Genomic DNA, 20,315 nt, shown 5'->3' with positions numbered 1-20,315 from the left:
TTTAAAAACCTTGAAGGATCCTTGCTGTGAAAAAAATTCTAATACCCCAGAATTTTCAAAATATCTTGTGGTTCTTGTTTTTCGCGGAAAATTTCATATTTGAAATTGCCTTCCTCATCTTTATCTATCAAAATATGCCTTGGTTGTGGCATCAAACAATGATGCACTCCACCATATCCACCAATGGTTTCTTGATATGCTCCCGTGTTGAAAAAACCGATGTATAATGGTTTAGTATCACTAAAAATAGGTAAATAAATTGCATTGGTGTGTTGCTCAGAATTATAATAATCGTCGGAATCACAGGTTAATCCACCCAAGAAAACGCGCTCATAAGTATCTTCCCATCTATTAAGCGGAAGCATGATGAACTTGCGAGAAATTGCCCAAGTATCTGGCAAAGTAGTCATGAAAGAAGAATCTATCATATTCCATTTTTCACGATCGTTTTGGCGTTTTTGCGAAATTATTTTGTAAAGATTTGCACCACTTTCTCCTACGGTAAAACTCCCAAATTCTGTATAGATATTCGGTTCTTCTACACCTTCTTCTTCGCAGAATTTTTTTATTTGTGATACAATTTCGTTCACCATATATTGGTAATCATAATCGAAATTTAATGAAGTTTTGATAGGAAATCCGCCACCAATATTTAGAGAATCTACTTCTGGTGCTATTTTTTTTAGTCTTGCATAGACGCGCAGACATTTATACAATTCATTCCAATAATAAGCGGTATCTTTTATTCCTGTATTGATGAAGAAATGCAGCATTTTCAGCCTTGCATTTGGATGATTGGCAATTTTTTGCGCATAATATGGAATAATATCTTTGTAACCAATACCCAACCTAGAGGTATAAAATTCGAATTTTGGTTCTTCTTCTGCAGCAATTCTAATTCCTATATTAAATTTTTTATCAATATTTTCAGAAAGTTTATCCAATTCTCTGTAATTATCCAGAATTGGGGTAATATTTTCAAAACCTTTGTTGATCAGTTCAGAAATATTCTCTAGATAATCGTCCGTTTTAAAGCCGTTGCAGATAACTTCCACCGAATTATCTACCTTACCTTTCGCATAGAGAGATTTGATGATTTCTATATCATAAGCGGAAGAAGTTTCCATAGAAATATCATTTTTCAAGGCTTCTTCTACTACAAAACTAAAATGGCTAGACTTTGTGCAGTAGCAATAACGGTAAGATTTTTTGTAATCATTGATTTCAATAGCTTCTTTGAACCAAGCTTTTGCACGCTGTATATTTTGGGAAATTTTTGGCAAATAACTCACTTTCAATGGTGTACCAAATTCCTCTATCACTTCCATCAAAGGAATATCATGAAAAGAAAGTTGATTGTCAGCAACATTAAATTCTTCCGTTGGGAAATATAAAGTCTGATCTATAAGTTCGGAATATTTTATTTTCATTTTCTTAAAAAGTAAATTGTAAATGCAAAAATCGTGAAAAAATTTGAGATTTTAAAGATGATTTTTAGCTAAAAAAGTATGTAAAAAATATCTTCATGTTAATTTACATCAACAAAGATTAATAAATTGCCTTCCTCAAATGTAACTTCCACCAAATTTTCTTTTGCAAAATTTCTGGTTGAAATTTTATCCAACTGGTTTAGCGTGGCATTTTCTAATTCCCAATTCAAGCCTTTTGTAGTTATATTTTCTACGGATGGAAAAGGATAAAGAGAAATCATTTTATCTTTCACGTCTTCTAAAACTGTTTGTTTTTCAGCAAAAAAGTAACTAGAAAATTCATCAAAAAAAGTAATTTTTATTTGATCTTTAAATTTTAACGCAACAGAAAGATTGCCCAAGAAATGATCCATTTCTTTTCCACTTCCACCGTAGATATCTACATCGGTTATTTTTTTCTGTATCAAAATTTCCAAATTTTTTTCAAAATCTGTTTTATTTTGATCTGGAGTATGGATAAAATTTAAATGCTCGTACGCTATCAGTTCAGAAAAATGCTCTTCTTCTTTGTTTCTTTTGTCAAAATCGCCCGAAATAAAATCTAGTTTTTTCACCGGGAAGTTTCTTTCTTTTAAATATAAAAAAGCACCATCTGTACAGGTAATAAAATTGTACTCGGTGAAGTTGGGCAAACATTTTGGTGGTTCTCCGTTGAGAAATAAAAGCGCTTTTTTCATAAATTAACGATTGTTAGGATTCCAATATTCTTCTTCTTCATTATTATTTGAAGCCACAAATCTTGCTAAAACAAATAGATAATCCGACAAACGATTCAAATATTTTATCAAATCAACCCGCACTTCTTCAGTTTCATTTAGAAACACCAAACTGCGCTCTGCTCTTCTGCAAACCGTTCTTGCAACGTGCAAAGATGTTGTAGCATTTCCACCACCTGGAAGTATAAAAAACTGCAAAGGATTCAATTTTTCCTCCATCGCATCCATCCAATTTTCCAATTCTTCTATTTCTTTTTCAGATATCATCAATGGTAATCTTGGTTTTCCGTTTGCCAACATCAATTGATCTGTAGGTGTAGCAGCTTCTGAACCAACGGTGAAGAGATTAAATTGTATTTGTTTTAATTGAAAAATAATGGTCTCATCCAAAATATTTGCTTTCGCAAGACCGATAAAAGCATTCACTTCGTCTATCGTTCCATAAGCTTCTACTCTAGCATTGGCTTTGGACACGCGAGTTCCGCCATATAAGGCAGTTTCTCCTTTGTCGCCAGTTTTTGTATAAATCTTCATAAAAATTTTATTTTTAAAATGAAAAGTTACATTTATTTTTCAATTTTAGCGTCTACCAAGTGAAAAAAAGTAGAATCTTTTGGGTTGTATATTAAGGTAGATTGCAGCGGAATTCTATTTAGTCTAAAAAATTCTAGAGATTTATTGTCTTTATTAGATTGAAAAACAGGATTATCTGTCAATTCTTTGGGTAAAAAAGATTCTGCCATTTTTAGTTTTGCTAATATTTCCTGACCATCTATTTTTTTAGCAATTTTATCAGAATTTGCATTATCCGTACTTGGCTGACTTTGAAGAAATTCCAACAAAGTTTTTTTCTCCATTTTATATTTAAAAATAATAACTTTTGAGCCAGTTGGAAGCACAAGACTTTTCCCTTTTATGGAGTCTAAGGTTTGTAATGTATTATTTTGAAACACTTTCGAAAAAGCAATATCTTCTGAATTTGTAAGATTTTTGATGGTCTCGTTGATTTTGTCATCAAACTTTTCTTGAATAATTTTATTAGATTTATCCTTTACTTTTTGAGTGGTTTCATCAACGGTTTGAGAAATCTTTTCCTCAATTTTCTGGCAAGAAGAAAAAACTAAAAAAAAGAATAAAAGTAAGATTGTGTTTTTCAAATTTTAAAATAGTTTAAATATTAATAGACAATTTCATCTGTAGTATTTTAGCCCAGAAAAGAATGCGAAATTTCGTATTTCATTTTGTTTGAAGCATTTATCTTGCTAATAAAATCTTCATCTTTAGACGTTCCGCTATCACCATTTACGGTTTCTTTTTCAAATATAAATGAGTTATTTTTATTTTTATCTACCACATTATTGAAAACATATTCTACTTCAGAATTTGCCATTGTTGCAAAACTTATATCCTTAAAACCATGAAAAATCTGAATATCTTTATCTTTAAAATATTGATCAGCAAAAACTTCTAATTCCTTTCTATCATTGAAATTTCCAGAATATATATGATACATTCTCTCCTTCTTTTTTGGGCGATTATCAATACTTTGATACACAAAATTCTCGCCAAGATATGCTTCCCTAACTTGCGGATCGTTCGCTAAATCTTCTGGTGCACCTTCCTTCAAGATTCTACCTTCAAACATAATGTAGGTTTTGTTGGTGATTGCCAAAGTTTGTTGCACATTGTGATCTGTGATTAAAATTCCAATATTTTTATCTACCAAACTGCGGACAATTTTCTGAATATCTTCTACCGCAATAGGATCTACACCGGCAAATGGCTCATCCAAAAGGATGAAATTTGGGCTCGTTGCCAAACATCTCGCAATTTCCGTACGCCTTCTTTCTCCACCAGATAGTAAATCTCCACGGTTGTTGCGAACATGATCCAAAGAAAATTCTTCAATTAATTCTTCACATTTTATATTTTGTTCACGTTTAGAAAGTTTTGTGAGTTGCAAAATTCCTTTTATGTTTTCTTCTACCGTCAATTTACGAAAAATGGAAGCTTCTTGTGCTAAATATCCAATACCATTTTGAGCTCTGCGATACATTGCATCATTGGTAATTTCTTTATTATCAAGATATATTTTTCCGGAAGTGGGTTTCACTAATCCCACAATCATATAAAACGAGGTGGTTTTCCCAGCTCCATTAGGACCAAGCAATCCTACAATTTCGCCTTGGGCAACTTCTATCGAAACACCTTTCACTACTTTTTTGGGACCGTATTCTTTAATTAAATTTTCTCCGCGTAAAATCATAGTAGCAAATTTACTATTTTAATTTATGTAGATGAATAAAATTCTCTTAAAGACGGAAAGATTTAATAATGGGCTAAAATCACCTATAATTTTGAACTTAAAAATTTATAAATTTATAAATTTATTTAAAAACTATCCTACTAAATAATTATTTGATTTGTAACAAATATCTAAATTCGCCTACCTATTTGCTAAACTACTATCATGGAAAACTTCGGTTACAATCAAAACGAAAATCCTAATAAAAATTTCAGCAATTACAAATCCGAAAAGAAAATCCCCGCAGCTTTGCTAGGAATTTTAGTTGGATGGCTTGCATTAAATAAATTCTATTTGGGTTATACAAAAGAAGGTGTAATACAATTAATTGCTAATGTTTTTACTTGTGGTATCGCTACAATAATTCCATTAGTAGAAGGAATTTTATATCTAATGATGTCTGATAAAGACTTTGATGACACTTATGTAATTGGCAAAAAACCTTGGTTATAAATTTTTGTTTAATTATTTAAAAGCACTGCTGCTTCTTTGCTTGCATAGGAAAAAATCATGTCTGCACCTGCTCTTTTAATGCAAGTAAGTGTTTCTATGATGGCTTTATCATTATCTATCCAACCATTTTGAGCAGCTGCTTTTAGCATTGCATATTCTCCACTTACATTGTAAACCGCGATTGGCAAATCTATGGCTTGTCTCACTTTTGCAACGATGTCCAAATAGGCAATTCCTGGTTTTATCATGATAATATCTGCACCTTCTGCAACATCTTTTAAAACTTCGTCAATAGCTTCTCTCGAATTGTGAAAATCCATTTGATAGGTTTTTTTATCCTTTGGGATATCTAAATTTTCTACCGGAGCAGAATCCAAAGCACTTCTAAATGGTCCGTAATAGGAACTCGCGTATTTTGCTGCATAACTTAAGATACCTACATCTGTAAAATTATTTTCTTCTAAAACAGTACGAATTGCCGCAACTCTACCGTCCATCATATCGCTTGGCGCAAGGATATCTGCACCAGCTTCTGCCAAAGACAAACTCATTTTAGCGAGCGCATCATTCGTTTTATCATTATGAATTTTTCCGTTCTCTATGATGCCATCATGTCCAAATTCTGAATAAGGATCTAGTGCAATATCTGGCATTATTATCATTTCTGGAACAGCATCTTTTATAGCCTTTATGGTTGTTTGCATCAATCCGTTTGCATTCCAAGCTTCTTTTCCGGTGTTGTCTTTAAGATTTTCTGCTACTTTCATGTACAGATTGATAGCTTTCACGCCTAGAGAAAGCAATTCTTTGCATTCCAAAACTGTTAAATCTACCGATCTGCGGAAAATTCCTGGCATTGAGGAAATTGCTTCTTGTTTATTTTTTCCTTCCATCACAAAAAGTGGCATCACTAAATCATTTGTAGTCAAATAAGTTTCTTGAACAAGAGATCTTATTGTAGAATTTGATCTTAATCTTCTATTTCTGGAATAAATTATCATTTTGGCTTAATTTTTGAAATTCTATTTGCAAATTTAATTATAGTATTTTAAAAAAAACTATTTAAAATTTATTTTAATTTTATACCTTAGCATAATTATTATACAAGAACTGAAAACTGATGAAGAAATTATTACTAATTGCCTTTGTTTACGCATCAACAATGATATTTTCTACAGATTTTAAATCTCAATCTGTTCAAGAATCAAGCTCCATCTCCCAAAATACGGACGATGGAATTCTGATTGCCTATCCAAATCCTGTGAAAACTAGCATTTTCATTAAAACTAAAGACAATTCGACCAAAATAAAAACTGTAGCATTTTACTCAATTTTAGGTACGCAAGTTGCCTCTTACAATTTAAATACTTCCTCTGCAGAACTTAATTTAGAAAAATTGAGACCAGGAAAATATTTGATGAGATATATTTTGAGTGATAATACTAGCAAAATAAAGCAGATTATTAAGCAATAATTAGCAAATATATTCTACGAAATTTAAAAATTCTAATTTATTTTAGAATTTTTTTTTGTTTAATAGTTTTTGGTTTCTATTATCCTTAAATTTGAAAAATTAACTCTTAAAATAGATGTATGCTTCGAGCAGAAAACGTAACTAAATCCTACAATGCAGGTAAAAAAATTGCATTAGAAGATTTTTCCATTGATGTACCAGAAGCAAGTATTTACGGACTTCTTGGTCCAAATGGTGCAGGAAAAACAACTTTTATAAGAATCATCAATCAGATTTCTCAACCAGATTCTGGCAATATTTTTATTAATAATGAAAAACTAAAGCCTAGCCACATTGCAGATATTGGATATATGCCAGAAGAACGTGGTTTGTACAAAAATATGACTGTGGGAGATCAACTTTTATATTTTGGAGAATTAAAAGGAATGAAAAAATCTGATGCACTGCAAGAGGCAAAATATTGGTTTGATCAGTTGCAAATAGACCATTGGTGGAAGAAAAAACTCTCTGAACTTTCTAAAGGAATGGCGCAAAAAATACAATTTGTAGTTACCGTACTCCATCGTCCAAAATTGCTAATTTTAGATGAACCATTTTCTGGTTTTGATCCTGTGAATGCGAACTTAATCAAAGATCAAATTATAAAATTGAAGGAGAAAGGAACAACCATCATCCTATCTACACATAGAATGGAAAGTGTGGAAGAAATGTGCGATCATGTAGCATTAATCAACAATGCAAAGAAAGTTTTGGATGGAAAAATTTTTGAAGTGAGAGAAAAATTTAAGAAAAATATCTTTTCTGTACAAATAGCAGACTTCGACACAGAAATTTGGGGAAATTTTCAAAAACAATTTTCTGTTATCCATAATGATCAAAAAAATGGATTGCTTTCTTTTGAGATAAAGACAGAAAACAACCAGAACATTCTTCTTTCAGAACTAATGAAAATAGGGAAAATAAGATCTTTTGATGAAAAAATTCCAAGCATGAATGAAGTTTTCATTAATGCGGTAAGTCAAAATTATAAAGCAGTATGAGAAATATTATATTAATAACGAAAAGAGAGTATCTTACTCAAGTTAAGAAAAAATCTTTTATTTTGCTTACCATTCTCGCACCAATAATGATGTTGGCTTTTGGTGCTTTCATCGCGTTTATGTTTAAAGCAAATGAAACGCAACACACCATTAATGTAATTGATAAAAGTGGAATTTTTGCAGGAAAATTGAAATCTGATGAAACTGTAAAATATATTTTAATTCCCGCAGATCTTGAAAAGCAAATGGTTGCAGGATTGAAAGATATGGAAAGCATCGATGGCCTTTTAATCTTGGGAAATTTGCCTAAAAATAATCTCGACGGCTTAGAAAAAAAATCCAAATTATTGGTAAACTCCAAAATTGGATTTGAAACGAAGCAGCATATAATCTCAGATATTTCCAAAGTATTACGAGCAGAAAAAATAAAAAATTTAAAGCTAGATGAAACTCAAATTACCAATATAGACAAGAAATTTGAATTGGCTAGCCAAAATGTTTCTGATGACAAAGATTTAGATTCAGATTTAAGCTTTGGTGTAAAATATGGCTTATCTTTAGTTTTAATGTATGCAACATTTATGTTCATCATAATATATGGAGTTCGAGTAATGCGCAGCGTTTTGGAAGAGAAAAACAACCGAGTGGTAGAAATTATCATCTCTTCTGTGAAACCATTTCAATTGATGATGGGGAAAATAATTGGAGTTACGATGGTTGCTCTCACGCAATTTATCGTATGGATAATCATGGCTGTTGCAGGTGCTTTAGTTTTGAATACAGGATTTTCTACCCTACAAAAATCTGCTTCTCAAGCTGAAGAACTTACAGGGAAAATGGATTTTCAGCAAATTGCAGTAGAAGCTTCTCATCATCTTTTAGAATTAAATTTCCCATTAATAATTGTTGTTTTTATCTTTTTCTTCTTGTTTGGATATATTTTTTATAGCTCAATTTATGCTGCAATTGGTTCTGCTGTAGATAACGAAACGGAAACGCAACAATTTACCATGTTTGCAATCATACCATTGATGATTGGTGTTTACGGAAGTTTTACCATCATCAATAATCCAGATGGACCGATGGGATTTTGGCTATCCATCATTCCATTTACATCGCCAGTTGCGATGGTAGCTAGAATTCCCTTTGGAGTTCCGGCTTGGCAAATTGCATTATCTATGACTTTACTTTTGATATCTGCATTGTTTATGATCTTTGTAGCCTCAAAAATATATAAAGTCGGAATTTTGATGTACGGAAATAAGGCTACTTTGAAAGAGCTTTGGAAATGGATAAGGAATTAAAAAAAATAAAATTGATCTAAAAAAATACCCAAGACATTTATTGTTTTGGGTATTTTTCTTTTATAATTTGATTTCATCTTTAGGATCATCAAAATTAATCATCCAATTGATGCCAAATTTATCTCTCCACATTCCAAAATATGCACCCCAAAAAGTATCTTCTAAAGGCATCGTAATAATTCCGTTTTCACTTAAACTTTGAAATAATGATTCAGCTTCTTCTCTAGAATTTACATTTAATGAGAGGGAAAAATTATTACCAATTACAAAATCAGAACTTTGATTTTCTAATATATCACTTCCATACAACATTGTTTCTTTTGAAATAGGAAGAGAAATATGCATTATTTTCCGCTTGTCTTCTTCCGATAATTTTGATGCATCATTTTCGTTTGGCATTTCACCAAATCTCCCAACATAAGGGAAATTTCCACCAAAAACAGATTTATAGAACGTAAAAGCCTCTTCGCAGTTTCCGTTGAAAGTAAGATAAACATTTACAGTTGCCATAATTTAAATTTATAAAGATCTACAATTAATTTTTCCAATTGGTTTTGAAATTCAGATTTTTCTTATAATTTTCCCAATCTCCAACAAATTCCAAATATTGACTTTCAATTTTTTGTGTTTTCTTGTTAAATTTAAAAGTGTAAATAAATTTCCCTTGAAAAATTCCCGTATGTTTTCCATCGGGCTTTTCAAAAAACTCATAATTACCAAAAATTTTTCCGCCTTTTTTTGAGTTTTTATAGCTTGTGATTTTAATTTTACCCTCAAAATCAGATATATTTTTCTCTACGCTAGACAATCCAGAAATATAATATTCCTGATCATTTTTTTTATCTTGGCTAGAAAGTTCTATTTTTAATTTTAATTCTGTTTTACTTGGAGAAATTGAGCCAGTATAAAACTGATGATTGTTTAACCAAACAGTAGATATATCTGGCATTTGTGAAAAACAGAAAGTAGAAATTAGTAAAAAAATAAAAGTAATTTGTTTCATATCAATGTATTTTAAATTTTAAACGCCAAACTGTTCAAGATGATGATTAAGATGTTTGGCAAACATATTATTCCATTCTGTAGCATTCAATTTTCCGAAAGAGAAAGATTCTTTTCCATCAAATGCTTCGGCTCCCAACTGCTGTGTTTTTTGTAGAAAACCTATCAATCTCTTTTGTTCTAGAATAAAATCTCTTTCATTTTTGATAATGAATTGTGGCGCAGTTGGTAAATTTTTTGAAAACGAGCCTTCTCCTGTTACCTTTTTTTTCACAAAAGTTTTTAAAATAAATTTTGCGATAGCACCAGGTTTTTTATGTTTTTCTGGCTCATATACAAATTCGTAGGTTACGTTGCAATGAGCGAGCATATCTTCTACGCTCATTCTGCCCCACAAACGTTCTGTTTCTGCCGTTAACTTTTGAATTCTATTAATATATTGCTGCGTTTGCTGAGCATCGAAAATATTTTGCATGTATTAATTTTTGGTAAATTTAATATAAAAATTTAAATTGAAAATTTAACGCAAAAAAAACCTAAACTAATTAAAGTCTAGGTTTTAAAAGTGGTCGCAGAAGGATTCGAACCCTCATCGTCGGAGCCGAAATCCGAAGTTCTATCCGTTGAACTATGCAACCATTTATCTGAAAATTTTAGAAAATTTAAAGCAAATTAAAAAGAAACTTTTAAGCCTCCCAAAATTTGCGCTCCCAAAACTTGGTAACCTTGTAAAGTAGAATAATTTCCACCTATCAAATTATTACCGATGGCAAAAATACTGAAATTTTTGTGAATTTTGTATTCTGCAGAAAGATTAAAATCTACATAACCACCAAATTTTGTATTTAATTGCTCTGTAGTTGTGTAATTTGTTGACAGTCCAGTATTTGTGACATCGTATAAGTTGGTAACCATCGTTGATGCCATAAATCCTTTGAATCCGAGCAATAACTTTTTATTCAAAAGTGTGTATTCTGCACCTAATTCTGCAGAAAAAGTAGGAACATTATAAATATTATCAAAATTTTCCATTTTATAATTGATGTAATGAAATGAGCCTGAAACATTAAAATTTTCACGCGGAAAATATTGTAAACTTGCATTTACTTCATTTTTTGTTCCATTGTCATAGATTGCCGAAAATGTATTGGCAAAATCATAAGCGTTTCTAATAGCGGCAATAGAGGTATCAAAAAGGTTGTTTGTCTGATAAAAAAGGATATCATTCACTTTGGAATGTCCAATAGAAACGTCATATTTTATCAATTCATCTACATCTCCACGAATACCCAAATAGACGTTATATTTTGTTTCCGTAGGTGTTACACGTTGATCTGAAACTATATAGAGATTTTTTTCCAACATAGATGCGTAAGAATTTAAAGATAGACCTCCATCTACTCCTGCATAGAATTTCAACTCGTCACTTTTTGCTAATTGCAATTCTGCTTTTGGAAACCAATAGGTCTTGTTTGCTTTTCTATCCAAACTAAGATTGGATTCATTTGTACTTAAATAGGTAAATCCAGAACCTATCGTAAGGTAAGATTTATCTTTGATAAAGGTAACTTTCGGTGATAAATTTCCTAGAAAATAGGATGAAGAATTCGTATTTAAAATTTCAAAATCAGTACTTTGAGTTTCCAAACCTAATCCAAGATCTGCATTCATTTTCACATCATTCAGGGGAAGTTCTAAGTCGTGTTTTGAGAAATTAAAATCCAAAGCGCCTTTATTTTCTTTTGCACCAAATCTATCTGATAAAAATGATGATTTGAAGGTGATATTATTTAAATATTCATTGGAAAAATGATCGTAAGAACCTTTTACTCTAAACGCGTTTACTTTTTGATTAATATCTACATCTGATGCAGGATTTAAAGCATAAATACCATAATAATTATAATTTTCTTGTCCAAAATCTGCAGTAACATTATATTTTCCTTTCTCTCCGTAACCATTTAAAAACGCGCCAGCTTTCAAGCTTGTTTGGCGAGAATCCCATGCGTAAATATTTTGTAAACCATGGTTAGCATTAATGTGTGCATCTGCTCCCACTTCCAATTTGTTTTCTAAAGTGTAGGAAACATTAGCATCTCCTAATATTTTTCCGTAATTCCCCATCCCAAATCTTACATAATTGCTATAGTAATCTGTTTTTAAATTTGGCGAAATATCATCTGCTTGTAACGTAGACGTTTGAAAATCTGATAAAGCTGGAACGTTGGTAATACTATATTCAACAGGATTTTGAGATTTTTCTTCTGGCGGATAATTTTTTATACTCTCCACAGAAGTTTTCTTTTTCTCAATTTTTTTCACTTCGGGTTCTCTCTTTTTGTCCAAGATTAATTGTTCCTCTTTTATCTGAGAGAAAACACTTAATCCTGAAAAGAGAAATAACAATATGCTTATTTTTTGAATTTTTAAATTCATAGTAATTTTTTATAATTTAATGGAAATTGCGAATTTTTACCTAAGTCTAATTACTTTTTAATTTGACTTTTTACAGCTTTCGCTTCCGCAACAATCTCTGGAAAATCTTTGTAGTTCGCAATTATTTGATCTGCTGTATAACTTGCTTGGTAATTGTCTTTCAAACCGATGTAATTTTTTGCCATCAAAACCAAGGCTTTTGCACCCCAATATTCTTCGGATGCGTAATTATTTGCTAATTTAAATATGGTTTCGTTACTAGATTTAAAGGCTTTCCCTTTATTTTGATAGAATGCTTTCGCATACAAACTTTCTGCAGCCACTTCTGTATTTCCAGATTTTTCTAATGCTGCATAAGCGGTTTGCGCATCTTTATCTTTGCCACTATTCATCAAACTTCTGGCTTTTATCACTTTCGCTTGCTCTACCACAGATGGCGAATTTTTGCTATTTAATAAAACTAAATCTGCAAATTTTTCTGCATTTTTAAAATCTTTTTCGTCAGAATAAATTTTCATCAATTCTACGTTTGCAAAGTTTTTAATTGTTGAATTTGAAGATCTAGAAAGATTGTCCAGATATTTTTTAGCTTCGGTAGAATTTCCTTGCGAGATATAGATTTGCGCAATTCTTGTTTGCGCATCCTGCTGATAATCATTTTGAGAACTACCTACATTTTGCAATGTTAAAAGTGCTTTTGTAGGATTTCCATTTTGAAAATAACTTTCGCCCAACTCATATTCTGCTTGATATTTTCCTTCTCCGGTAGGATTTTCAGTTAAATATTTCTCGTAAAAAGGAATCGCTTTTGCAAAATCTTTTTTGGCATAAAATTGCTGAGCGCTAGAAAGATTTAATTCATCTATTTCTGAAGCATTAATTTTAACTCCGGCATTTTTAGCAAAATTTTCGTAGCCAGAAATGTCGCCAGATTTTAGAAATAATGGTCTTGCAGCTTGAACTATTTTAGAAGAATAGGCTGTATTTCTATATTCACTCGCCAAACTTTGAAACTCAGAAAGTGCGTTCTGATTTTGATTCTGATCAATGTAATTTTGAGCCGTATAAATTTTTGCATTGGCAATTAAATCTAAATCTTCACTGGATTTTTTTACTTTTTGAAAATAGTCGTTAGAATTATTAAAATCGTCTGTAGAAGCGTAGGCAACGGCAATTTCATATTGAGCATCGTCTGCATATTCGGATTTTGGAAATTGAGAGAGCAAATTCTTTAAAGCTGAAATTTTTGCAGTAGAATTCCCTTGAAAACCAAGTGACATTCCTTTTTGGAACAATGTATAATCGTCTGCATTTTCTGCTTTATCATAAATAGCAATCGCTTCACTTAGTTGATTGTTAGCATAATAAGTATCTGCTAATCTCAGTTCCGCATCATTTTTGAAAGATGGATTCGGATTTTTTAGATAATTTTTAAAATAGTTTTGTGCTTTATCAAACTTTTTAGATTTAAAATAAGAATAGCCCAAATCATAATTTAATTGAGATTTCTCTGGAAATTCGCTGGCGTTCAATAATTTTTCAAAACGAACAATTGCAGAAGGATAATTTCCTTTTTGGTAGTAGGTTTGCGCCAACCAATAGTTTGCTCTATCGTTAAATTCTGTATTCAGATTAAACTTCAAACTTCTATTGAAATACTGTTCTGCTGCATCGTAATTTCCTTTATTAAATTCTTCTGTACCTAATAAATAAGAAACCTCTTGATTGATTTTATTTATTTCAGACGAAGCATTATTCACCTCATCAATTGCTTTCAAAGTTTCTTTGTAATTTCCAGAATATAAGTAAGATTTTACCAGCAACTTTTTCATCTCAGAAATTTTGTTGCTTTTTGGGTAATTCACAATATAGGATTGAATTACAGAAGGTGCCGCTTCAAAAGGATTTCCAATATCGTAGCTCAATTTTGCGTATTGTTCGTGCGCCAATTGCTGCACAGAAGCATCAAAAGTCATCTGATAAGCAGATCTAAAAGCAGAAAGTGCTTCTTGTTTTTTATCAATTTCTAAATAAGCATTCCCTAATTGGTAATAAGCATTTTGCGAAAGTTGAGATTGATTGTTGATCAATTGGTTGTAATATCCAACCGCTTCTTCATATTTTTTAAGTTGTGCAGCTACGAAACCCGCTTCATACAAATCGCTTTCCGTAGGATTTTCCTTGCTTTCCAAAAATATTTTCAAACTAGGATATGCTGCAGCGTAATCTTTTTTCATAAAATAGCTTTCGCCAATTATTTTATGAACTTCTGCTTTGTATTCTGTAGAAATATCTTCATTTAGAAGCATTTTACCTTCTGCAATAGCTTTATCATAATTTTTGTCATTATAAAAAAGTTGCACGTAATAAGGACGCACTAATTTAGAATATTTTGGATTTTCTTTAATCGTATCTAAATATTGAAAAGATTTATCTATTTGTTTATCAGCGTAATAAAGATGACCAAGCATATAAGCTACATCTGGTTTTGTAGTTTCGTTTCCGCTTTTGTAGGCTTCTTCTAACGCTCTAGTTGCACCTTTTGCATCTCCCGTCATGAATTTTGCATAGCCCAATTTCATGATGTATTGGGTATTTTCATCGGCAGTTAATTGGTACTGATTGATCTTTTGCAAAGTTTCCAAGGCTTTTGGAAAATCTTTTTTGGCGAGGTAAAAATCAGCTAGAGGCAAATTTGCTTTCGCGAAGTAAGCAGAATTTGGATATTCCTTCATAAATGCCGCCAAACCTTTTTCCGCATGGTTTTTTTGCAAAATAACCCCGATTATATTATCAAAAAATTGCGCGGCTTCTTTTTTAGAATTACTTAAATTGGAATTGTAAAAATATTGCTGCGCGTACTCGTATTGGGAAGCATTGTAAACTTTTGTTTGATAGAGATTTTCTGCCAAATTGAATTCGTAGCTATCTATATTGCTGAAATATTGAGAATTTTGAGCTTCTACAATCCCGGAAAGAGAAATAATGGAAGCCAATAGTATTTTTTTATTATTCATTTTAATATTTAAAAATTGATACTTTTTAAAGCAACGAAATTAAGGAAAACTTATTGTTATTCACACGTTATTAACAATAAAATGTGTAAAAGATTGGTTTTTTTTAAGACTGTTTTAACAAATTTTTTAGATTATTGCTTACATTTGTTTTTATAAATAAATAAAAACATCTAATGAATCAACTTTTCCGCAGAAAAAATTACAGTAAAAATGCAGATTCATCGGGATTGCATAGAGTTTTAGGAGTTTGGGATATTGTATTTTTTGGTTTAGCAGCCATCATTGGTGCAGGAAGTTTCAGTAGTTTGGGAGAAGCTATATTTCGTGGTGGCCCTGGAGTTATCAATTTATATATAATTTGCGGTGTTGCATGTGCTTTTACAGCGATGTCTTACGCAGAATTTGCAAGTAGAATTCCTACAGCTGGATCTGCCTACACATACGCTTACGCAAGTTTTGGAGAATTAATAGCTTGGGTAATTGGTTGGGCTCTGATTATGGAATATTCTTTTGGTAACATTTATGTCGCATTTTCTTGGAGCGATTATTTTACTTCATTTCTAGAACGGATTAACATTCATTTTCCAGATTATCTTTGCACTAGCTATCCAGAAGCTAAGCTAGCTTTTGATAAATCTATTGCCCAAGCTTCATCAGATTTATCTTTCACAAACAAAGAACATGTGAATGCTTGGACTTCAGCTCCTATGATCGGTAATCTTAAAATGATTTTAGATATTCCAGCATTATTGATCAATGCATTTATCACTTGGTTGGTATACATTGGAATAAAAGAAAGTAAAAATGTAAATAATTTATTGGTCATATTAAAATTAGCCGTTATATTTTTAATAATTGGTGTTGGTATTTTCTACATTAATTCTGATAATTGGACCCCTGTAAATAATGAAGGCGTGCAAAGCATGATGCCAAATGGATTTTCTGGTGTTATGGCCGCAGTTTCGGGAGTTTTCTTTGCGTATATTGGTTTTGATGCGTTGAGTGTACTTTCTGAAGAAACAAAAGACCCGCAGAAAAATTTACCAAAAGGAATGATTATTTCGCTGGTGGTAAGTACCGTAGTATATATAGTATTGACATTAATTCTCACAGGAATTGTAGATTACAGGAAATTTGAAGGCATCGGAGATCCTTTAGCTTTTATATTCGCACCAGAAAATGGAAACTTACCGTGGATGGAATTTGCAGTTTCTATTGCAGCAATTATTGCTATCACTTCCGTATTGTTAGTTTTTCAAATGGGACAACCGAGAATTTGGTATGCGATGAGTAGAGATGGACTTTTGCCAAAAAAATTCTCTAGTATACACCCTAAATATAAAACTCCAGGTTTTGCAACCATCATAACTGGAATAGCTGTTGGTTTGCCAATTTTATTTACCGATAAATCCTTCATTCTAGACTTTACGAGTATAGGAACTATTTTCGCATTTGTATTGGTAAACGCTGGAATACTTTTGATGCCTGCGAAAGAGAAAATTGCTGGAAGATTTCACATGCCTTACGTAAATTCTAAAATAATATTTCCAGTTTTATTCTTGGGAAGTTTGGTAGGATTTTATTTCTGGGTACCAGAGTTTTTTCAAAATTTATTTGATTGGAGTGATGCCAATGAAGGAGAATTTAGAATGTCTGTATTCTTTTATATCCTTATCAATCTTGTATTGGTAGTTTTATCTTTTGCAAAAAATTTATCTTTGATTCCGCTTTTGGGTTTAAGCAGTTGTCTTTATCTTTTGACGGGAATGACGCATAACAATTGGTTCTGGTTTGGACTTTGGTTTGCATTAGGCCTAATAATCTATTTTATGTATGGATATAGAAAAAGCCATTTGAGATCAGAAGTAGAGCAGATATAATATCTGAATTAGATGCATAAAAAAATCGCCTCAAATAAAATTTGAGGCGATTTTCTTTTAAATATACCGAAGTTTAGTACTCGTCTTTCACGTTGCTCATTGCTTTGCTAGATGGCAAGAAGATATTTAAACCTAATCTAAAATCTAGATTAGAAGTTGTACCTCTATTACCAAAACCTAAATTACCATTATAGTTTAAAGATGCATCTAAACCAATGTTTGAGGTGATGAAATAAGTGTAACCAGGTCCGAATCCAAGATCTAAACCATTAGCAGAATCTCCACCATCAGAAGTAGTTTGTCCACCAATACCTGCTTTACCTTGTAAATAGAATCTACCGTGCTTCAATAAATTGTCAACACCAGCTTCACCTGGAGAGAAATAATATCTCGTCAATGCTCCTACTCCGTAATCAAATGTTGTAGAACTACTTTTCGCGCCAGAAAAACCTAAATCTACATAACCACCAACTGCCCAGTTGTCTTGTACAAAGTAAGCTGCATTAGGAGAAATTTTCACTTGGTAACCAGCACCTTCGTTCAGACCGAAACCAGCCGCAGCCAATTCTCCACCTACCATATAATTTCCTTTTTGAATTTGTGCATTAGACAAACCGAACAAACCGATTGCTGCTGCTAAAAATAATTTTTTCATGTTTTTTAATATTTATAATTAGTTGTTGTTTTATTATAATGCAAAGATAAATCTTATTGTAACACGTTGTTTTCAAATTTTAAAAGGAATTTTATATAATTCATTCAATTTTTTGAGTTCCGTATCTTTACAGCTAAAAAATCCTAGCTCTTGCGAACTAGGATTAAATTTTTGATTAAATTTTCTAATTAGAATTTGTAAACCAAACCTAAAGAAAGATCATTTAAATCTAAACCGATATTGAAGTTATCTTGAGATTCTGCACCAGCAACATCTTGCTTGAATGAAGAATATCCTAATACTCCCCAAGTTGCTTCTAAAGCAAAGTTTTTAGAGATAAAATAGTTTACACCTGGAGCAATGTTTACATCAAATGCATTAAATTTTGCATCTGTAGAAACACCACCAACAGTATTGGTGAATTTTTGATTACCATAGTTTGCATTTAATTCACCAAAAATAGAGAATCTAGATGCAGGTGTATAGTAATATCTACCGAAAGCACCAACAGCGAAAGTATCTGACTCATTTTCTACCGTGATAGAAGTTGTTTTATCAGTTTCGTTCATGTTAGTATAACCAGCTCTTACACCTACTGCGATGTTTGGGCTTACGAAATATCCAACGCTTGGAGCAATTGTAAATGTATTGTTTTTAACTTCACCTTGAGTAGAATTAGTAAAACCAACTGCACCTGTAATGAAAGTATCACCTTTTACGAAACCTGGAGTTTCAGATTCTTGAGCAGATACCATACCGAAAAGTGCTATTGCACTTGCTAAAATTACTTTTTTCATTATTTTAATATTTAAATTGGGTGCAAATGTATATCAAAAATCAATGTAAACAAATGTTTAAAACAAGATTTTTATCATATAGACAAAAATCAACCTATATAATGAATTATCATCAATATTGATTTAGCTCAAAATTTTAAAATAATCAAATTTTTAACAAATTTTATGATTACTATGATACAATTCTGAGATTTCACGACATTAATTCACAGAAAATGGAAAAAATCAATAATACAACAAAGTGTATTTATTATTGTTGAGAACGTAATTATATAAAAAAATCCCATCATATTGATAGGATTTTTGAAAATAATAAATACTTGACTAAAATGCGTAACCCAATCCGAAGGATCTTGTTAGTAAAACTCCACTTGCTTTTAAATCATTTCCATAGAATTCTTCATCTGCAGCATTATCATATTTATAGGTAAATGTTTTGTAAGATGCTCTTAAGTTTATATCTAAGGTAAAACCTGATCCAAATATCCATTGATATCCAGCTCTTACACCACCACCAATTGCGCTTAAATTTGCTTCAGCGCTATTTCCATCTTCTTCCCCAAAAAATCCACCAAAATTTAGAATTATTATACATAATAAATCCACAATTATTTTAAATTATCAAGATTGATTTCTTTTTTCTTCTTCACTATATGCATTAATTATCTTCCGAACAACAGGATGCCTCACTACATCTTCTTCTGTAAGATGCACAAAACCAATTTCCTTCACTCCTTCCAAAATCCTCATGGCTTCTTTCAAGCCAGATTTCTGTTTCAGTGGCAAATCTACTTGGGTAGGATCTCCGGTGATGATGAATTTTGCATTCATGCCCATTCTGGTTAGGAACATTTTCATTTGAGCATGTGTTGTATTTTGTGCTTCATCTAAAATGACAAAAGCTTCGTCTAGCGTTCTACCACGCATGAATGCTAAAGGAGCAACTTCAATTATATTTTTCTCCATAAAGCCTTCCAATTTTTCATGCGGAATCATATCTCGAAGTGCGTCATACAAAGGTTGTAGATAAGGATCTAGTTTTTCTTTCAAATCACCTGGCAAAAATCCTAAACTTTCTCCCGCTTCTACAGCTGGTCTTGTCAATATTATTCTTTTCACTTCTCTATCTCGCAAAGCTCTTGCAGCCAGAGCAACACTGGTGTAGGTTTTTCCTGTTCCTGCAGGTCCTATTGCAAATACCATATCTTTGGATTCAGATTCTCGCACCAATTTTTTCTGGTTGATGGTTTTCGCTTTTATCACTTTTCCATTGATACCTTTGATGATGATATCTTGATTAAAAATCAATTCTCTTTCAGTTTCATTCTTTAGATTCAAAATATTTTCTAAATCTTTTAATCCAATACTATTATTTTTGTGAATAAATCTTAAAATGTCATCCAACTTATTTTGTAAAATATTTAATGCTTCTTGAGTACCTTGAGCAAATATCCATTGGTCTCTACCATTTATTTTCACAGTGGGAAAACTAGATTTTAGGAGGTTAAAGAATTGGTTATTTACGCCGTAGAAAATTTTTGGATCTACACCACTTAGTTCATAATTGAGTTCAAACATTTAGTATTTTTTATTTTTATTGTAAAAATTAAAGTTAAAAATTTTATTTGATAAAAATTGCATGAATTTGTTAGAAATACAATTTAGCCTTTTAGTTTGTAATGAAATCCACTAATTTTACAATAAATCATAATTATTTGTGAAAATTTATATGTAAATACTTAAATT

The 20,315-nt window shown here is 31.5% G+C and carries 20 protein-coding genes and 1 tRNA gene; 5 read left to right on the top strand and 16 right to left on the bottom strand.

Annotation, left to right across the window (positions count from 1 at the left end; genetic code table 11):
* Window positions 1-38 precede the first annotated feature (38 nt).
* The 5 genes from HNQ03_RS05285 to lptB form a co-directional block, all read right to left on the bottom strand.
* Window positions 39-1,430: a type III PLP-dependent enzyme domain-containing protein gene (locus HNQ03_RS05285; RefSeq protein ID WP_173778628.1), complete on the bottom strand. Its 1,392-nt coding sequence runs from the start codon at window positions 1,428-1,430 to the stop codon at window positions 39-41.
* A 98-nt stretch (window positions 1,431-1,528) separates the two neighbouring features.
* Entirely contained in the window at window positions 1,529-2,167 is a 639-nt protein-coding gene (locus HNQ03_RS05280; RefSeq protein WP_173778627.1) for a thiamine diphosphokinase, read from the bottom strand.
* Window positions 2,168-2,170: 3 nt separating this feature from the next.
* On the bottom strand, window positions 2,171-2,740 hold the full coding sequence (locus tag HNQ03_RS05275) for a cob(I)yrinic acid a,c-diamide adenosyltransferase (protein WP_173778626.1): 570 nt from the start codon (window positions 2,738-2,740) through the stop codon (window positions 2,171-2,173).
* Window positions 2,741-2,772: 32 nt separating this feature from the next.
* Window positions 2,773-3,363 (bottom strand): hypothetical protein, encoded by a 591-nt coding sequence (locus HNQ03_RS05270; RefSeq protein ID WP_173778625.1) that lies wholly within the window; start codon window positions 3,361-3,363, stop codon window positions 2,773-2,775.
* A gap of 47 nt (window positions 3,364-3,410) precedes the next feature.
* Complete coding sequence (gene lptB, locus HNQ03_RS05265; RefSeq protein WP_173778624.1) at window positions 3,411-4,472, bottom strand: LPS export ABC transporter ATP-binding protein; 1,062 nt, start codon at window positions 4,470-4,472, stop codon at window positions 3,411-3,413.
* 204 nt (window positions 4,473-4,676) lie between these two features.
* Here lptB and HNQ03_RS05260 point away from each other — a divergent pair, with 204 nt between their 5' ends.
* Window positions 4,677-4,964 (top strand): TM2 domain-containing protein, encoded by a 288-nt coding sequence (locus HNQ03_RS05260; RefSeq protein WP_173778623.1) that lies wholly within the window; start codon window positions 4,677-4,679, stop codon window positions 4,962-4,964.
* A gap of 8 nt (window positions 4,965-4,972) precedes the next feature.
* On the opposite strand, the gene hemB is transcribed toward HNQ03_RS05260, so the two are convergent.
* Window positions 4,973-5,965 (bottom strand): porphobilinogen synthase, encoded by a 993-nt coding sequence (gene hemB / locus HNQ03_RS05255; protein ID WP_173778622.1) that lies wholly within the window; start codon window positions 5,963-5,965, stop codon window positions 4,973-4,975.
* Window positions 5,966-6,084: 119 nt separating this feature from the next.
* On the opposite strand from hemB, the gene HNQ03_RS05250 reads away from it, so the two are divergent.
* The 3 genes from HNQ03_RS05250 to HNQ03_RS05240 all read left to right on the top strand — a co-directional run bounded on the left by HNQ03_RS05250 (window position 6,085) and on the right by HNQ03_RS05240 (window position 8,782).
* Window positions 6,085-6,438 carry a T9SS type A sorting domain-containing protein gene (locus HNQ03_RS05250; protein ID WP_173778621.1) on the top strand — a complete coding sequence of 118 codons (354 nt, stop codon included), beginning with the start codon at window positions 6,085-6,087 and terminating at the stop codon, window positions 6,436-6,438.
* Between the two features lie 119 nt (window positions 6,439-6,557).
* Window positions 6,558-7,478 (top strand): ABC transporter ATP-binding protein, encoded by a 921-nt coding sequence (locus HNQ03_RS05245; protein WP_173778620.1) that lies wholly within the window; start codon window positions 6,558-6,560, stop codon window positions 7,476-7,478.
* On the top strand, window positions 7,475-8,782 hold the full coding sequence (locus HNQ03_RS05240) for an ABC transporter permease (protein WP_173778619.1): 1,308 nt from the start codon (window positions 7,475-7,477) through the stop codon (window positions 8,780-8,782). The genes HNQ03_RS05245 and HNQ03_RS05240 overlap by 4 nt, the downstream gene beginning before the upstream one ends.
* A 60-nt stretch (window positions 8,783-8,842) precedes the next feature.
* Here HNQ03_RS05240 and HNQ03_RS05235 read toward each other — a convergent pair whose 3' ends face one another.
* The 6 genes from HNQ03_RS05235 to HNQ03_RS05210 form a co-directional block, all read right to left on the bottom strand.
* Entirely contained in the window at window positions 8,843-9,292 is a 450-nt protein-coding gene (locus HNQ03_RS05235; protein WP_173778618.1) for a VOC family protein, read from the bottom strand.
* Window positions 9,293-9,317: 25 nt separating this feature from the next.
* On the bottom strand, window positions 9,318-9,785 hold the full coding sequence (locus tag HNQ03_RS05230; protein ID WP_173778617.1) for a hypothetical protein: 468 nt from the start codon (window positions 9,783-9,785) through the stop codon (window positions 9,318-9,320).
* An 18-nt stretch (window positions 9,786-9,803) separates the two neighbouring features.
* Window positions 9,804-10,259, bottom strand: coding sequence for a DUF1569 domain-containing protein (locus HNQ03_RS05225; RefSeq protein WP_173778616.1), 456 nt, complete (start codon window positions 10,257-10,259; stop codon window positions 9,804-9,806).
* 91 nt (window positions 10,260-10,350) lie between these two features.
* Window positions 10,351-10,422, bottom strand: a tRNA-Arg gene (locus HNQ03_RS05220).
* A 34-nt stretch (window positions 10,423-10,456) separates the two neighbouring features.
* Window positions 10,457-12,220 carry a TonB-dependent receptor gene (locus HNQ03_RS05215; protein ID WP_173778615.1) on the bottom strand — a complete coding sequence of 588 codons (1,764 nt, stop codon included), beginning with the start codon at window positions 12,218-12,220 and terminating at the stop codon, window positions 10,457-10,459.
* Between the two features lie 50 nt (window positions 12,221-12,270).
* Entirely contained in the window at window positions 12,271-15,237 is a 2,967-nt protein-coding gene (locus tag HNQ03_RS05210; protein WP_173778614.1) for a tetratricopeptide repeat protein, read from the bottom strand.
* 173 nt (window positions 15,238-15,410) lie between these two features.
* Here HNQ03_RS05210 and HNQ03_RS05205 point away from each other — a divergent pair, with 173 nt between their 5' ends.
* Window positions 15,411-17,117: an APC family permease gene (locus tag HNQ03_RS05205; protein ID WP_173778613.1), complete on the top strand. Its 1,707-nt coding sequence runs from the start codon at window positions 15,411-15,413 to the stop codon at window positions 17,115-17,117.
* Between the two features lie 73 nt (window positions 17,118-17,190).
* On the opposite strand, the gene HNQ03_RS05200 is transcribed toward HNQ03_RS05205, so the two are convergent.
* The 4 genes from HNQ03_RS05200 to HNQ03_RS05185 all read right to left on the bottom strand — a co-directional run bounded on the left by HNQ03_RS05200 (window position 17,191) and on the right by HNQ03_RS05185 (window position 20,147).
* A complete protein-coding gene (locus HNQ03_RS05200; RefSeq protein ID WP_173778612.1) occupies window positions 17,191-17,772 on the bottom strand; it encodes an outer membrane beta-barrel protein in 582 nt (193 codons plus the stop codon).
* A 188-nt stretch (window positions 17,773-17,960) separates the two neighbouring features.
* Window positions 17,961-18,569, bottom strand: a complete 609-nt coding sequence (locus HNQ03_RS05195) for an outer membrane beta-barrel protein (RefSeq protein ID WP_173778611.1) — start codon at window positions 18,567-18,569, stop codon at window positions 17,961-17,963.
* A 324-nt stretch (window positions 18,570-18,893) separates the two neighbouring features.
* Window positions 18,894-19,175, bottom strand: a complete 282-nt coding sequence (locus tag HNQ03_RS05190; protein WP_173778610.1) for a DUF3575 domain-containing protein — start codon at window positions 19,173-19,175, stop codon at window positions 18,894-18,896.
* Window positions 19,176-19,190: 15 nt separating this feature from the next.
* Entirely contained in the window at window positions 19,191-20,147 is a 957-nt protein-coding gene (locus tag HNQ03_RS05185; protein ID WP_173778609.1) for a PhoH family protein, read from the bottom strand.
* Window positions 20,148-20,315 lie beyond the last annotated feature (168 nt).

Origin of the sequence: Frigoriflavimonas asaccharolytica, assembly GCF_013294015.1 — a bacterium.
Lineage (GTDB): Bacteria > Bacteroidota > Bacteroidia > Flavobacteriales > Weeksellaceae > Frigoriflavimonas > Frigoriflavimonas asaccharolytica.
The sequence above is the reverse complement of the archived record's forward strand: the minus strand, read 5'-3'. Positions and strand labels throughout refer to the sequence as shown.